We start from the raw sequence: 13,901 nt of genomic DNA on the forward strand, positions 1-13,901 counted from the left end.
CTCGGCCCGCGCCGGGACGGGCGGGGCGACGAGTTCTGGAACCGTGGGTGGACATCGGAAATGTCCACCTTTGGTCGGGTGTGCGGGGCGGGGCGGCTGCTTAGTGTCCTCGGCATGGCGCACACGATCGAGGTCTCGGGCCTCCACAAACGCTACGGGGACGTCCATGCCGTGGACGGGGTCACGTTCGATGTCGGCGAGGGCGAGTTCTTCGGCATCCTCGGTCCGAACGGGGCCGGGAAGACCACGACGCTCGAGATCATCGAGGGGCTGCGGGAGGCCGACGAGGGCGACGTCTCGGTCCTCGGGGCGGCGCCCTGGCCCCGAAACCCCCGGCTGCTGCCGCGCATCGGCGTCCAGCTGCAGGCGTCGTCGTTCTTCGAGCGGCTGACCGCGCGGGAGCAGCTGCGCACGTTCGGCTCGCTCTACGGCGTCCCGGCGCGCCGGGCGGACGAGATGCTCGAGACGGTCGGCCTGGACGACAAGGCGGACGTGCGCGTCGAGAAGCTGTCGGGCGGGCAGGCGCAGCGGCTGTCGATCGCGTGCGCGCTCGTCCACGACCCGGAGCTCGTGTTCCTGGACGAGCCGACGGCCGCGCTCGACCCGCAGTCGCGCCGCAACCTGTGGGACCTGCTGCGCGGCATCAACACCGGCGGCCGCACGATCGTGCTGACCACGCACTACATGGACGAGGCCGAGATCCTCTGCGACCGGGTCGCGATCATGGACGGGGGGCGGATGCTGCGGCTGGGCCCGCCGGCGGTCCTGGTCCGCGGCCTGGACGCCCCGGCGCGGATCAGCGTGCCGAGCGGGGTGCTGCCCGTCGAGGACGCCCGGCGGCTGCCCGCCGCGGACGAGGCGGGCGACGACGGCGTGTCGCTGACGATCTCGACGCGGGAGCCGTCCGCGGTGGTCGCCGCGATGGCCGCGAAGGACGCGCTGGACGGCGTCCAGATCCGCGGCGCCACCCTTGAGGACGTCTTCCTCGACGTGACGGGACGGGAGTACCGGGCATGAGCGGCTACGCGAGTTTCAAGAGCCTGTCACGAGCGATGCTCCTGGGGTTCCTGCGGGACCGGGGCGCGCTGGCCTTCACGGTGCTGTTCCCGCTGATGTTCCTGGTGGTCTTCGCGGGGGTCTTCGGGAACGAGTCCACCGCGAAGGTGGAGGTGCTGCGGGTCGGCTCGGTGCCCATCGTGGAGCGCGCCCTGGCGGAGGCGCCGGACGAGCTGGGCCAGGTGCTCGAGGTGACCGCGGCGCCCGACCGGGCGAAGGCCCTGCGGGACGTCGGGAAGGGCGACGCCGCCGCGGTGGTGGAGCAGCGCGGCAACGAGCTGGTCGTCCACTACTCCGCCGCCGACCAGGTGCGGGCGGGGACGGTGCGCAGCGTGATGAACCAGATCGTGCAGTCGTCGAACGTCGCGGCCACCGGGCGGCCGCCCGCGTACTCGATGTCGACGCAGCAGGTCGAGGACGAGTCCCTGAACGCGATCCAGTTCTTCACGCCGAGCCTGCTCGGGTGGGCGCTGGCGTCCGCGGGGGTGTTCGGGGCGTCGCAGACGCTCGTGACGTGGCGCACGAAGGGCATCCTGCGGCGGCTCCAGCTCTCGCCCGCCCCGATCCCGACGGTGTTCGCGGCGCGCGTCGCCGTCAGCCTCGGGGTCGCGCTCGTCCAGTTCGCGCTGTTCGTCCTGGTGGCGCAGCTCCCGATGTTCGGGTTGCGGTTGAGCGGGGCGTGGTGGATGGCCGTCCCGCTGGTCCTGTCGGGCGTCCTGGCGTTCCTGTCGATCGGGATGATGGTCGGCGCGTGGGCGAGGACGCAGGAGACCGCGCAGGCCGTCACCCAGCTCATCGTCCTGCCGATGGCGTTCCTCGGAGGGTCGTTCTTCCCGCTCGAGGCGTCCCCGCAGTGGATGCGGATGCTCTCGTACGTCTTCCCGCTGCGATATCTGAACGAGGGGATGCTGAACGTGATGGGACGCGGTCTCGGACCGATGTCCGCACTGCCGCAAATCGGCGTTCTGCTGGGCGTCGCGGCCGTCGGTGCGCTGATCGCCGTCCGGCTGTTCCGATGGGACGACGCCTAATGTGATGTCGGTCACTAATAGGCCCATTCTGCTGTGGGCGTACGAACAAGCAGGTTGGGAACGTCCACGTCGGGTTAGATGTTGTCCTAAGTACCGACCCCGAGCATGAGGAAGGTGCCGTGACTGGAGCCCTTGCCCCGACCAAGCCGCTGACCGTCGCCGACCGATGCGACCGATGCGGCGCTCAGGCCTACGTCCGTGCGGTCCTTGTAGGCGGCGGCGACCTTCTGTTCTGCGCCCACCACGGACGCAAGTACGGTGAGGCTCTCCGCTCCAATGGGGCCGACATTCAGGACGAGACCGACAGGCTGAACGAGTCCCCGGCTACGGCTCGCGAAGACGAGCGGTAAGCCTGTCCATAGAAACGACCCGAGGACGGCGGTCACCGGAGACGGTGGCCGCCGTTCACCTTTCCCGGTCGAACGCATAGAGTAATTGACTGATCACGATATGCGATTACGGCCTGTCCGGTGCAGTGATGAAGCGCCGGAATTTCCCGAGGAAGCGGCGTTCCGCACCCGATAGCGATAACCGCCCTTTCCGCGAACCCGCGCCCCGCCGCGTCCCCGCGGCGGAGGCGCCGGCCGTCACTAGGCTGGACGGCCGGGGCGGGCCGGGCCGCCGCGACCGGCTCGTCCACCGGGCACACCGCACCACGCAGGAGGAACGTGCTTATTCTGCTGCCGCCGTCGGAGAAGAAGGCCGCCGCGGGGGACGGGCCGCCGCTCGACCTCGGGACGCTGAGCTTCCCCGAGCTCACCCCCGTGCGGGAACGCGTCCTGGCGGCGCTGGTCGAGACCTCCGGCCGCGACGACGCCGCCGACGTCCTCGGCCTGCCCGCCGGGCAGCGGGACGAGGCCCTCGCCCGCAACCGGGCGCTCCGCGAGGCCCCCGCGCTGCCCGTCGCCCGCCTCTACACCGGCGTCCTGTACGACAACCTGGACCTCCCGAGTCTGGACGAGCGCGCCGCGGCCGACCGGATCATCGTGTTCTCCGGCCTGTGGGGCGCGCTGCGCCTCACCGACCGCATCCCGCCCTACCGGCTCGCGATGGGGGTGTCGCTCCCGCCGCTGGGCCGCCTCGCCGCCCTGTGGCGTCCCGCCCTGCGGCACGCCCTGTCGACCGGCGGCGACCTCGTCGTCGACATGCGCTCCGGGCCGTACGCGTCGGCGTGGAAGGCGCCGCGGCCCGCCGTGGCGGTACGGGTGTACCGGGAGCGGATCGTCGGCGGGGCGCCCGCGCGGTCGGTGGTCAGCCACATGGCCAAGGCGACCCGCGGGGAGATCGCCCACGGCCTCCTCGCCGCCGGCGCCGACCCGCGGACGCCGGAGGAGCTGCTGAAGGCCGTCGCCGACCTCGGCCACACGGCCGAACTCAACGACGGCCACCTGGACGTCGTCCTGCACGACTGACCGGGACCGCGTCCGGGCATGCGAAACGGCCCCGCCGGGTGGGCGGGGCCTTCGCGGGCCTGCCGTCAGTCCAGGTAGTCGCGCAGGACCTGGGAACGGGACGGGTGACGCAGCTTCGACATCGTCTTGGACTCGATCTGGCGGATGCGCTCGCGGGTGACGCCGTACACCTTGCCGATCTCGTCGAGGGTCTTCGGCTGGCCGTCGGTGAGGCCGAACCGCATCGAGACGACGCCCGCCTCGCGCTCGCTGAGGGTGTCCAGCACCGAGTGGAGCTGCTCCTGCAGGAGGGTGAAGCTGACCGCGTCGGCCGGGACGATCGCCTCGGAGTCCTCGATGAGGTCGCCGAACTCGCTGTCGCCGTCCTCGCCCAGCGGGGTGTGCAGGGAGATCGGCTCGCGGCCGTACTTCTGCACCTCGACGACCTTCTCCGGGGTCATGTCGAGTTCCTTGGCGAGCTCTTCGGGGGTGGGCTCGCGGCCCAGGTCCTGGAGCATCTGCCGCTGGACGCGGGCGAGCTTGTTGATGACCTCGACCATGTGCACCGGGATGCGGATGGTGCGGGCCTGGTCGGCCATCGCGCGGGTGATCGCCTGCCGGATCCACCAGGTGGCGTACGTGGAGAACTTGTAGCCCTTGGTGTAGTCGAACTTCTCGACGGCGCGGATGAGACCGAGGTTGCCCTCCTGGATCAGGTCCAGGAAGAGCATGCCGCGGCCGGTGTAGCGCTTGGCCAGCGACACCACGAGCCGGAGGTTGGCCTCCAGCAGGTGGTTCTTGGCGCGGCGCCCGTCCTCGGCGATCCACTCGTAGTCTTCGAGGTCCTCCTCGGAGAGGGCGGGGCCGTCGGCGGCGAGCCGCTCCTCGGCGAAGAGCCCGGCCTCGATGCGCTTGGCGAGCTCCACCTCCTGCTCGGCGTTCAGCAGGGGAACCTTGCCGATCTGCTTGAGGTAGTCCTTGACGGGGTCGGCGGTCGCGCCGGCGGCGGCGATCTGCTGCGCGGGCGCGTCCTCCTCGTCGTCGCTGAGGGTGAAGCCCTCCTCGTCGTTCGAGGACGCGGTGCCGGGCTTGGCGGCGGGGGCCTTCGCGGGCTCCTCCTCCTCGGCCTCCGGCGTCTCCTCGGCGTCGGCGGCGTCGTCGACGAGCTCGACCTCGAGGTCGTCGCCCATGTCCTCGAGCTCGACGTCGACGTCGTCCTCGAGTTCGGCGTCCTCGCCGGCCTTCTTCGTCGCGGCCTTGCCGGCGGCCTTCTTCGGGGCCGCGGCCTTCTTGGGCTTGGCGGCGGCCTTCTTCGGCTTCGCCTGCTTGGCGGCGGGCTTGGCGGGCGCCGGACGGGCCGGACGCTCGGCCTCGGGCGCCCCGCCCTCGGCGTCGCCGACGACGGCGGTCACCGTGTCGGGCTGCTCCTTGGCCGCGGCGGCCGTCCGGGGCCGGCGCGTCGCGGGCGCCGCGCGCTTGCGCGAACGCTTGGGCGCCGCGGAGTCGGCAGCGCTCACCATGACGATCACACCCTCCTTGCTGACGCTCCGCAGGATGTCACGGCCCGCCGACACCGGAATGTTGGCTTCCTCGAACGTGCGGCGGATGTCGTCGGCGTCGAGGCGATTTCCCTGGGACCGTCCACGCTCGATCAGTTGCGCGATGACGTGATCGTGCAGATCTGACGCTTTCGAGGTCGAGCTAGCAGGCGACACAAATACCTCTCGAACGAACGTGTGGCTTGGATATACCCAAGTGCCCTGACGGGCCCGGCCTCACACGGGGTGGGACCTCACACTGGGCGGGACCTCCGGTGCGGACCCGCAGCGTACCCGCTCTCACTGGGTCAAGCATTCTGGCACGGCTGCGCTTTCCGCCTCTGACGTCCTACCCGGTAACTCCCCACCTTAGATGGCTCGGGACGGTCCTTCGTACGTACGGCTCCGTCTTCGTGACGTCTTCGCGTCGTGTCCGGACGATCTCACGCGGGCTTGGGCGGGACGTGCAGGGCGAGCACGGTCACATCGTCTACCTGCTCGTATCCGGCAAGCATCCGATCGACCAGGAAGTCGACGAGTCTCTCGGGATCTCCTACCACTTCGGGTGGGGCGTCCTCGGCCACGGCGACCAGCTCCTCCAGACCTGCGTGCACCCCACGTCTACGGTTCTCCACAAGTCCATCGGAATAGAAGACGACAGTGTTGCCGGTTTCGATGGAAAAACTTGTCTGCTCTCGCGGGCTGGGCCAGCCGAGCGGGGTCCCGGCCTCGTCCTCGCTGACCTTCGCGGGCGCGTCCGGCGAGATCAGGAGGGGCGGCGGGTGCCCGGCGTTGCTGAACGCGCCGCGCCCGGTCTCGGGGTCGATGACGACGTACGCGACCGTGGTGAACTGCTCCTCGTCCTCGGTGGCGCTGAACAGCCGGTCGAGCCCGGCGAGGACGGCGGCCGGGCGCGGGTCGTTGAGCGCGAGGGCGCGCAGCGCGTTGCGGACGCGGCCCATGCCGGCCGCGGCGAGGACGCCCTTGCCCATGACGTCGCCGACCGCGACGGCGAGCCGGTCGTCGGGCAGCCGGAACACGTCGTACCAGTCGCCGCCGACCTGCACGTGGCGCGTCGCGGGGTTGTAGCGGGCGGCGAGCACCATGCCGGGGAGCTGCGGCAGGTCGCTCGGCAGCAGGCTGCGCTGGAGCTCCTCCGCGGTCTTGTGCTCGCGCTCGAACAGCAGCGCCCGCTCCACGGCGAGCGCGCACTGGCCGGCGAGGGCCTCCAGGAAGACCCGCTCCTCCTCGGTGATCTCGCGGGGGCGGGTGAAGGAGAACCGCAGGGCGCCGATCGGGGCGCCCGCGGCGAGCAGCGGCAGGCCCACCCAGGCGCGCTCCTCGGTGTGCCGGGCGAACAGCCCCTTCTCGTCGCGGCCGAGCTGGAGGCGGAGGCTGTCGGGGTGCTCGGCCAGGAACGGCCGCCCCTCCCGCACCGCGATCGACATGACCGTCTGGTCGCTGACCTTGATCTCGGCGGCGTCGTGCCCGGCGTCGTCCTCGCCGCCCGGCTGGGACGGCGTGACGATGCTGAGCCGCAGCTTGTCGTCGTCCAGCAGCGCGACGGCGGAGTAGTCGGCGCCGATCGCCGACCGCCCCACCTCGGTGATCACCTGGACGACCTGGGAGACGGTGAGCGCCTCGGCGAGCATCGAGGTGGCCTGCTGGAGCCGGGCGGTGCGCAGCGCGGCGGCCGACAGCTGCTCGGTCAGCCGGCCGCGCATCTCCTCGGCCTCGCGCTGCCCGGTGACGTCGGTGTTGGCGCCGACCCACTCGATGACGGCGCCGCCCTCCCAGATCGGCACGGCGCGGACGTCGAAGTGCCGGTAGGCGCCGCTCTTGGTGCGGATGCGGTAGTTGGTCTCGAAGACGCGGTTCTCCTCGACGGCCCCGCCCCAGATCGTCTCGATGCGGGGGCGGTCCTCGGGGTGGACGACCGACAGCCAGCCGCCCTCGGCGTACTCGTCGGGCGCCTGGCCGGTGATCGCGCGCCACTCGGGCGCGTCGTCGAGCACCCGGCCGTCCGCGGCGGCCACCCAGACGACCTGCTCCCCGGCCTCGACGAGCGAGCGGTAGCGCTGCTCCTTGCGACGGACGATCTCCTCGGCGCGGCGGCGCTCGGTGACGTCCAGGACGGCGAGGACGACGCCGGGCGGCTCGCCGCCGGGGCGTTCGCCGCCGGGGCCGCGCGCGGGCAGCCAGGCGCAGGCGAGGACCCGCTCGCCGACGGCCGCGGCGGGCGGCGCGTCGACCGCCCCGGCGGCCGCCTCCGCGGCGGGCCCGGCGTGCTCGGCGTGCCCGGTGTGCTCGGCGTGCCCGGTGTGCTCGGCGTGCCCGGTGTCGGGCGCCGGGACGACGAGTTCGTCGTCCAGCGGGCGGCCTTCGGCGAGGACGGTGCGCAGCGCCGTCTCGAACGCGGCGGCCAGCGGCTCGGGCAGGCACTCGGCGGGGCGGCGCTGCTGCAGGTCGCGGACGGGCCGGCCGAGCAGCGCGGCGAGCCCGTCGCTGGCCCGGCGGCAGCGCAGCTCGGCGTCGAAGAAGGCGAGGCCGCCGGGGGCCTCCTTCAGCAGGGTCGCGTAGAGCGCGGCGTCGGACGCATCCATGGGCTGCTCCTCCACCCCTGAAACGCGGGGATGCGGGACGGACGTCTCAGTGCTCACGGACACCACCTCCGCCCCGAAGATCCCGTACCGCGCGGCAAGTTTTCATCACTATGAGTGAATGGGAGCAGGTTAGCGCTCCCGCCTCCATCACAACACCGGTCGGAGTCAGGTACTCATCATCCCGATGGTTCGCCGCCTGCGGAACCCCCGGACGCATCGTCGTCCTCCGGCCATGGGCGACCTCCTCGGGCTGCGCGCCGGTCCGCGGCGCGCCGGCGGCGCCCCATCGGATCGGCGAGTAGGAGATGTTACGGTGCGCGGGCACCGAACGAGGGCATCTCGGGTCCTTCGGCGAGTCCGCGCGGGACCGCGCGTCCGCCGTCCGTCCGGCCCGTCCCACGGGGGCGTTACCCGGACGCCTTCGCGGCCTTGGCCGCCGCCTTCATCTGCTGCTTGTACGCGCGGACCTCGGCCAGCGAGTCGGGGCCGGTGATGTCGGCGACGGAGCGGCGCGATCCTTCCTCTCCGTAGTCGCCGGCGGCCTCGCGCCAGCCGTCGGGCCGGACCCCGTACTGCTTGCCGAGGAGCGCCACGAAGATCTGCGCCTTCTGCTTGCCGTAGCCCGGGAGCGCGTTCAGCCGCTTGAACAGTTCTTTACCGTCGGCGACGTCCTTCCACAGCCGCTCGGCGTCCCCGTCGTAGTGCTCCACGAGGTACCGGCACAGCTGCTGGACGCGCTTGGCCATCGACCCCGGGTACCGGTGGACGGCCGGCTTCTCCGACAGCAGCGCGGCGAACCGCTCGGGGTCGCAGGCGGCGATCTCGTGGGCGTCCAGGTCGTCCGCGCCGAGGCGCTCCATGATGGTGTGGGGCCCGGAGAACGCCCATTCCATCGGCACCTGCTGGTCGAGGAGCATGCCGATGAGCGCGGCGAGCGGGCTGCGCCCCAGCAGTTCGTCGGCCTCGGGCCGCTGTGCGAGATGAACCTTCGTGGCCATGCCCCTCAGCTTAGATCTGTCGGAACCCTTACGGCTGCGGCTCGGGCCTGTTCGCGCCCGCGTCGTGCTGCCTTAATGGGGACGTGAACGAGGAGGAAGCGACAGAAGGCGCACCGGTCGGGCGGCGGCGCGGCCGTCGCGGTCGCGGCGGCCCGGCTCGCGGACGTCGAAGTGGTCCCACCAGTTGCGGCGGCGGGCGTCGTCCGGGGGTTCCCAGCCGAGCGACCGCAGGCGGCGCTCCTGCAGGTGGCCGAGGGGGCGGGGGAGGAAGGCGCTGCCGACGGCCTCGGCGTCCATGCCCTCCTCGCCGCGCATCGCCTGCACGTAGGGCATGCCGGACGGCGCCTGCACGATGATGAACGACCCCACGGGGAGACGGGAGAGTTCCAGGGTCAGCCGTTTGGCGAAGTCGTTCCAGTCCAACTCGGGTCCACTCTCACGTCCGTGGGGGCGGGGGCCGCCGTACCCGGCGGTAGTAAGACGTTAGCGGATGCGGCGCCGCGCGGGCCGTCAGTCCGAGCGGGGCGCGGGCACGGCGTCGGCGCGGGCGGGCGCCCAGACGCCGCCGATGGCGTCGTAGACGGCCATCGGGGACTGGTCGCTGGTGCCGTTCCACCGCCAGAGCCGGGTGCCGTGCGGCGGCCGGATCGGGACGCCCGCGGGTTCGGCGGCGCGGGGCGGTGCGCCGAGCGCCTCCGGTTCGGGGGCGGCGTCGAAGTAGGGGGTCCCGGCGTCGAGGGCCTTCTGCAGGTCCTCGACGGAGTAGGCGTCGATCGTCGTCTGCGGGACCTCCTGCTCGCCGTTCACCGACGGGGAGCCGTGCTCGGCGCTGAGCCGGGCGAGCGCGGTGACGTCGAGGAGGACCTCGCTCGGCAGCCCCGCGTTGATCGCGAGCTGCCAGGCCGGGTCGGGCCAGCCGGCCGACAGCGCGGCGAACGAGGTGCGGCGGTACAGGCCGGGGTGGCGGTCGCCGGTGCGGGCGAGGGCGCCGGGGGAGGTGAACACGGTGACGTAGGTGCCGGTGCCGATGGTGATCGTGGGCAGCTCGGCGCGGTCGGGGTCCTCCACGGCGGGGCCGGTGGCGGGCAGGACGAGGTCGGCGCGGCCCAGCAGGGAGAAGTACGTGCCGTGGTCGCCGCGCTCCTTCGCGTCGGCGAGGAGGGGCTCCAGCCCGTCGGAGTCGGCGCCGGGCGGCCCCCCGGCCGGGAGGGCGGGGAGCGCGGACGCCTCCGCCGCGGTGTCGGGGTGGGCGTCGCGGCGCCGGGTGATGCGGGCCGGGTCGGCGATGTCGATGCCGAAGCCGGGCAGCTCGATCAGCCCGGTGCCGTGCCGGTGGAACGACTCGTACACCAGCTCGGACGGGCGCCGCACGCCCTGGACGTCCCGCAGCGCGGTGACCATCACGTCGGCGAGGCGCGCGAAGTCGCCGGGCAGGCCGCCGCCGGGAAGCTCGGTCCACCAGTTGCGGGGGGCCGGTTCGGCGGGCGGCCGCCAGCCCGCCTCGCTCATGACCTCCTCGTCGGCGGGCGTGAGCAGCAGCGGGCCGACGAGGAAGTTGTTGCTGACGGCCTCGGCGTAGAGCCGGTCGGGCTCCCGCATGGCCTGGACGTAGTGCCGGCTCTCGTCCCGCTCCCGGACGATGAGGATCGTGTCCAATTCGAGCGCCGCCAGCTCGCGCGCCAGCCGCCGGCCGAACTCGGACCACTCCAACAAGATCACTCCCTACGGCCGGGGGCCGGTCTCTCGCCCCCTGGAGACCGTGCCCGGAAACCGATGATTGTCGCCGGGGCCGCCGCGCGCAAACCGGCGGGTCACCCCGGCGGGGGTTCGTGACGCAGCCCACGCAGGGCGTCGCGGAGGGCCCGCGGGTCGCCGCCGTGGTCGTCCACGGCGTCGATGAGGCGGTGCAGGATCTCGTGCCGCGGCCAGCCGTCGTCCAGGAGCGCCTGGGCGGTCTCCCACAGTTCGGGCGGGTCGCCGTCCCACAGCCGGGCGGTGACGCGCTCGTGGGCGTCGAGGTGCTCGTCGCCCGCGCTGGGATGCTCGAACTCGAGGATCACGCGGCGGTCGTCCGGGTCGGACGGGTCGAGGGCCGACAGGTCGATCGCGCCGTGCCGCCCGGAGCTGCGGTGGGTGCCGGTGAGGAACGGCAGCGCGAACGCGCGGCGGGGGAGCGCCTCGAGGTCGCCGTCGGGCAGCAGCCGGTCGACGATCTCCCGATCGAGGCCGAACGCGGACGGGTCGCGGTAGGCGTCGGCGAACGTCGCGGTGGCGTCCCAGACGGCGTCCAGGGTCGCGCGGACGCCCTCCTCGGGCAGGCCCGTGCGCCGCCCGGCCCACCGCACCCACGCGGCCAGGACGTGCGGGGCGGCCTCCTGCTCGCTCGGGGACAGCAGCACCTTGCGGGGCAGCCAGTCGAGCAGGAACATCTCGCACTTGACGGGGCTGACCCGCAGCGGGCGCCCGAAGTCGTGCGCGCAGCCGTACTCGATGATCCGGTCGACGCAGCGGCTCGCGGCGGAGCGGTCCGAGAGCTCCTCGGCCTCGTCGGACGCCAGGAACCGCGCGGCGAGCGTGGCGCGCCGGTCCCGCCCGTACACCGGGGGCTGCGGGAGCCGCCCGCCGGGCGGGAGGATCCCGGCGCGCGCGCGGACGAACGCGTGGTACGACCCGAAGTTGTCGTTGACGGGCGGGTCCTCGACTTCGTTGGTGAGCTCCAAGGCGCTCTGCAGCAGCGCCTTGGTGTCGCGGGGGTCGAGCTGCTCGAACCGCATCAGCGGGTTGTCGCGGCCCTCCGTGCGGCAGTGGTCGAGCAGCTTGTCGACCTGCGACGACACCCACGCGTCCCGGACCATCCCGCTCGCGGGCGGGCGCCCCCGCCGGACGCCCGGCGGTTCGCCCGGGTCCGGGACGGTCTCGGCCTTCGTCCGGTCGACCAGGACGACGAGCGCGTGCCGTTCGGCGTCGCCGTAGGAGTAGACGCAGACGATCGAGTCCTGGTCGCCGTAGACGTCGCGGGACGCGAAGCACTGCTCGGGCGTCACCGTCCCGACCCGGTCGGCCCAGCCGGGGCGGGCGACGCCGCGCCGCATCAGCCCCAGGGCGGCGCGCTCGGCCAGCGCGGACTGCCGGGGCGTGCCGAGGTAGGCGACGCCGGTCAGCAGGGCGAGCGCGGCGGGCGTCGCGGCGCGCTCGGCGTACCCGATGAGGGCCTCGCCGATGACCTTCTCGACGTCGCCGCCGGGCACGCGGTGGCCCCACCACGAGCCGAGGATCTCGCTGACGATCAGCTCGGCGTCGAGCGGGCTGCGGACGGCCAGCAGCTCGCGGGCGTGGTGGAGCATGCCGTCGAAAATCTCCGCGACTTCGCCGGAGGGCGCGTCCTGCGCCGGTTCCCCGGGGGAGCGGTGGCGGCTGCGGGGAGTCACGCACCTAGCTTGTCAGATTCCGGGCGGCCGGTCTCCGGAACGCGCCCGCGGTCCGGCGGCCGGTCCCGGCGGCCCGCCCGCCGGGTCAGCCGTCGACGCCGCCCGGGGAGCGTCCCGAGGGCGGCTCGGATTTCAGCATGCCCGTCAAGTGCTCGCGCGCCATCCGCTCGACGCGCGGCGGCGTGGGCTCGAGACCGAGGTGGGACATGCGGGCCTGGACGTCCGCCACGCAGCGGTGCACGGCGTCCGGGGAGACGCTCGCGAACTCGTCCGAGAGCCGGCGGGCGAGCGCGTCGCTCCGGTGACCGGCCGGTGCAGGCAACTGTGCAGGCATCTGCGCACACCTCCGCGCACGGGATTCCGGCGGGCGGGACGGCTCGCCGGGCGAGGCGCGGCGCGCGTCCGTCCGGCCCGCGCCGATCACGGCGCGCGGGTCGCCCGCCCGCACCTGCCTCGATGTCCCATTCCAGCCTTTTTGCGGGGAGAGTCAAGGCATGCCGGGTGGTCGTTCCGCAAATTCTGGACCGGCTTCTCCGCGTTCCGCCCCGTGCGCGTCGCCCGCCCGGCCGGCCCGCGCCCCCGCGGCGTCCGCCCAGCCCGCGTGATGCCGCCGCGCCCAGCCGGCGTCGACGCGGCCGGTGCGCATCCCGGTGAGCGCCTCCCGGTCCCCGAACGCCATCCACAGGTGCCCGGCGGTGACCACGAGGACGATCAGGAACAGCCAGTCGTGGACGAACGTCGCGCCCGTCCGCCACGCGTCCGGCCACGGCCCGGGGAACGTGAGGATCTCTCCGGTCGCGAGCATGATCAGGATCGCGCCGAGGGTGAACGACGCGTTCAGCTTCTGGCCCGCGTTGAACTTCCCCACCGGCAGGATCCCGCGCCCGCCGCGCACGTCCCGGCGGTCCCGGCGCCGCAGCCACTCCCAGTCGTGCGGGGCGAACCGGTTCAGCCGCCGGACGTCCGCCCGGAACGCCCGCGACAGCAAACCCAGCACGATCGGCGCGGGCAGAGCGAACCCGCACCACACGTGGACGGTCTTGACCATCTCCCGACGCCCCACGAACGTCGTCAGGAAAGGGAAGTACAGCAGCGCGGCCGTCACCAGGCACACCAGCATCAGCAGCCCGGTCACATGATGAACGGACCGCTCCGCCCTGGTGAACCGGACGAGCCGCCGCGCGGACGCCTCGCCCCGCCCAAGCTCGCGTGGCTCAGGTGGGTACGGCTCAGGTGGGTACATCGTCGCGTCCGTTCGACCGCCCCACCCAGGCGTCGATGTCGTACCCGCGTTCCTCCCAGTAGCCCGGCTCGACCTCGTCGGTCAGTTCGATGCCGTCCAGCCACTTGAGGGACTTGTAGCCATACATGGGCGCGACGTAAAGGCGTACGGGGCCGCCGTGGTCGTGCGTGACCGGCCCGTCCTCCATCCGCGTCGCGACCAGGACGTCCCGGCGGCGGGCCTGCTCCAGCGTCAGCGACTCGGTGTAGACGCCGTCGAACGACGTGAACCGCACCGCGCGCGCCCGCGGCGCCACCCCGACCGCGTCCAGCAGATCGGGCAGCGCGACGCCCGCCCACCGCACGTCCGCGACCCGCCACCCCGTCACGCACTGGAAGTCGCGGGTGAGGGCCGTCGGGCGCAGCCGCGCGAGATCCGCCATGCGGAACGTCCGCGGCCGCTCCACCAGCCCGCCGACGCGCAGCCGGTACGACGCCGCGGTGCGCCGGTCGACGCTCGGCGTCACCGAGTAGTAGCGGAACCCGCCCGCCGCGGGCAGGACGTCCTGGATCGTCCCGACGGGCGCGAGCGCCCGGCTCACCCGGTCTTGCAGGGAGGCGCCCACCGCCACCCC

13 protein-coding genes are annotated in these 13,901 nt (G+C 73.0%); 4 read left to right on the forward strand and 9 right to left on the reverse strand.

Features of this window, described 5'->3' with window-relative positions:
- The first annotated feature begins 114 nt into the window (after positions 1-114).
- From DMH08_RS33930 to DMH08_RS33945, 4 genes are all read left to right on the forward strand, one after another.
- Positions 115-1,017: an ABC transporter ATP-binding protein gene (locus DMH08_RS33930; RefSeq protein WP_026404980.1), complete on the forward strand. Its 903-nt coding sequence runs from the start codon at positions 115-117 to the stop codon at positions 1,015-1,017.
- Positions 1,014-2,087 (forward strand): ABC transporter permease, encoded by a 1,074-nt coding sequence (locus tag DMH08_RS33935; protein ID WP_026404981.1) that lies wholly within the window; start codon positions 1,014-1,016, stop codon positions 2,085-2,087. Before DMH08_RS33930 ends, DMH08_RS33935 begins: the two co-directional genes overlap by 4 nt.
- 119 nt (positions 2,088-2,206) lie before the next feature.
- Positions 2,207-2,437 carry a DUF7455 domain-containing protein gene (locus tag DMH08_RS42085; protein WP_026404982.1) on the forward strand — a complete coding sequence of 77 codons (231 nt, stop codon included), beginning with the start codon at positions 2,207-2,209 and terminating at the stop codon, positions 2,435-2,437.
- 318 nt (positions 2,438-2,755) lie between these two features.
- Positions 2,756-3,499, forward strand: a complete 744-nt coding sequence (locus DMH08_RS33945) for a YaaA family protein (RefSeq protein ID WP_125620148.1) — start codon at positions 2,756-2,758, stop codon at positions 3,497-3,499.
- Positions 3,500-3,564: 65 nt separating this feature from the next.
- Here DMH08_RS33945 and DMH08_RS33950 read toward each other — a convergent pair whose 3' ends face one another.
- The 9 genes from DMH08_RS33950 to DMH08_RS33990 form a co-directional block, all read right to left on the reverse strand.
- Positions 3,565-5,193: an RNA polymerase sigma factor gene (locus DMH08_RS33950; RefSeq protein WP_125620150.1), complete on the reverse strand. Its 1,629-nt coding sequence runs from the start codon at positions 5,191-5,193 to the stop codon at positions 3,565-3,567.
- 266 nt (positions 5,194-5,459) lie between these two features.
- On the reverse strand, positions 5,460-7,619 hold the full coding sequence (locus DMH08_RS33955; protein WP_233617971.1) for a SpoIIE family protein phosphatase: 2,160 nt from the start codon (positions 7,617-7,619) through the stop codon (positions 5,460-5,462).
- Positions 7,620-8,026: 407 nt separating this feature from the next.
- Positions 8,027-8,617, reverse strand: coding sequence for an HhH-GPD-type base excision DNA repair protein (locus DMH08_RS33960; RefSeq protein WP_125620153.1), 591 nt, complete (start codon positions 8,615-8,617; stop codon positions 8,027-8,029).
- A 72-nt stretch (positions 8,618-8,689) separates the two neighbouring features.
- Positions 8,690-9,040 carry a TY-Chap domain-containing protein gene (locus tag DMH08_RS33965; RefSeq protein ID WP_125620155.1) on the reverse strand — a complete coding sequence of 117 codons (351 nt, stop codon included), beginning with the start codon at positions 9,038-9,040 and terminating at the stop codon, positions 8,690-8,692.
- Positions 9,041-9,127: 87 nt separating this feature from the next.
- Entirely contained in the window at positions 9,128-10,330 is a 1,203-nt protein-coding gene (locus tag DMH08_RS33970; protein ID WP_233617972.1) for an SseB family protein, read from the reverse strand.
- A gap of 98 nt (positions 10,331-10,428) precedes the next feature.
- Entirely contained in the window at positions 10,429-11,961 is a 1,533-nt protein-coding gene (locus tag DMH08_RS33975; RefSeq protein ID WP_034520599.1) for a hypothetical protein, read from the reverse strand.
- 169 nt (positions 11,962-12,130) lie between these two features.
- Positions 12,131-12,379, reverse strand: a complete 249-nt coding sequence (locus DMH08_RS33980; protein ID WP_051301333.1) for a hypothetical protein — start codon at positions 12,377-12,379, stop codon at positions 12,131-12,133.
- A gap of 153 nt (positions 12,380-12,532) precedes the next feature.
- On the reverse strand, positions 12,533-13,288 hold the full coding sequence (locus tag DMH08_RS33985) for a cytochrome b/b6 domain-containing protein (RefSeq protein ID WP_125620157.1): 756 nt from the start codon (positions 13,286-13,288) through the stop codon (positions 12,533-12,535).
- Positions 13,275-13,901, reverse strand: a 627-nt coding sequence (locus DMH08_RS33990) for a molybdopterin-dependent oxidoreductase (RefSeq protein WP_125620159.1), incomplete at its 5' end; no start/stop codon positions are given. The genes DMH08_RS33985 and DMH08_RS33990, both read right to left, overlap by 14 nt.

The sequence above is a fragment of the Actinomadura sp. WAC 06369 genome, from assembly GCF_003947565.1.
GTDB classification, from domain to species: domain Bacteria; phylum Actinomycetota; class Actinomycetes; order Streptosporangiales; family Streptosporangiaceae; genus Spirillospora; species Spirillospora rifamycini.

What these genes read in the sequence shown, in the direction of transcription:
- DMH08_RS33960 (WP_125620153.1), bottom strand. Translation starts at nt 8,617, where the DNA reads ATGGCCACGAAGGTTCATCTCGCACAGCGGCCCGAGGCCGACGAACTG.
- DMH08_RS33935 (WP_026404981.1), top strand. Translation starts at nt 1,014, where the DNA reads ATGAGCGGCTACGCGAGTTTCAAGAGCCTGTCACGAGCGATGCTCCTG.
- DMH08_RS33930 (WP_026404980.1), top strand. Translation starts at nt 115, where the DNA reads ATGGCGCACACGATCGAGGTCTCGGGCCTCCACAAACGCTACGGGGAC.
- DMH08_RS33955 (WP_233617971.1), bottom strand. Translation starts at nt 7,619, where the DNA reads ATGGATGCGTCCGACGCCGCGCTCTACGCGACCCTGCTGAAGGAGGCC.
- DMH08_RS33985 (WP_125620157.1), bottom strand. Translation starts at nt 13,288, where the DNA reads ATGTACCCACCTGAGCCGTACCCACCTGAGCCACGCGAGCTTGGGCGG.
- DMH08_RS33980 (WP_051301333.1), bottom strand. Translation starts at nt 12,379, where the DNA reads ATGCCTGCACAGTTGCCTGCACCGGCCGGTCACCGGAGCGACGCGCTC.
- DMH08_RS33975 (WP_034520599.1), bottom strand. Translation starts at nt 11,961, where the DNA reads ATGCTCCACCACGCCCGCGAGCTGCTGGCCGTCCGCAGCCCGCTCGAC.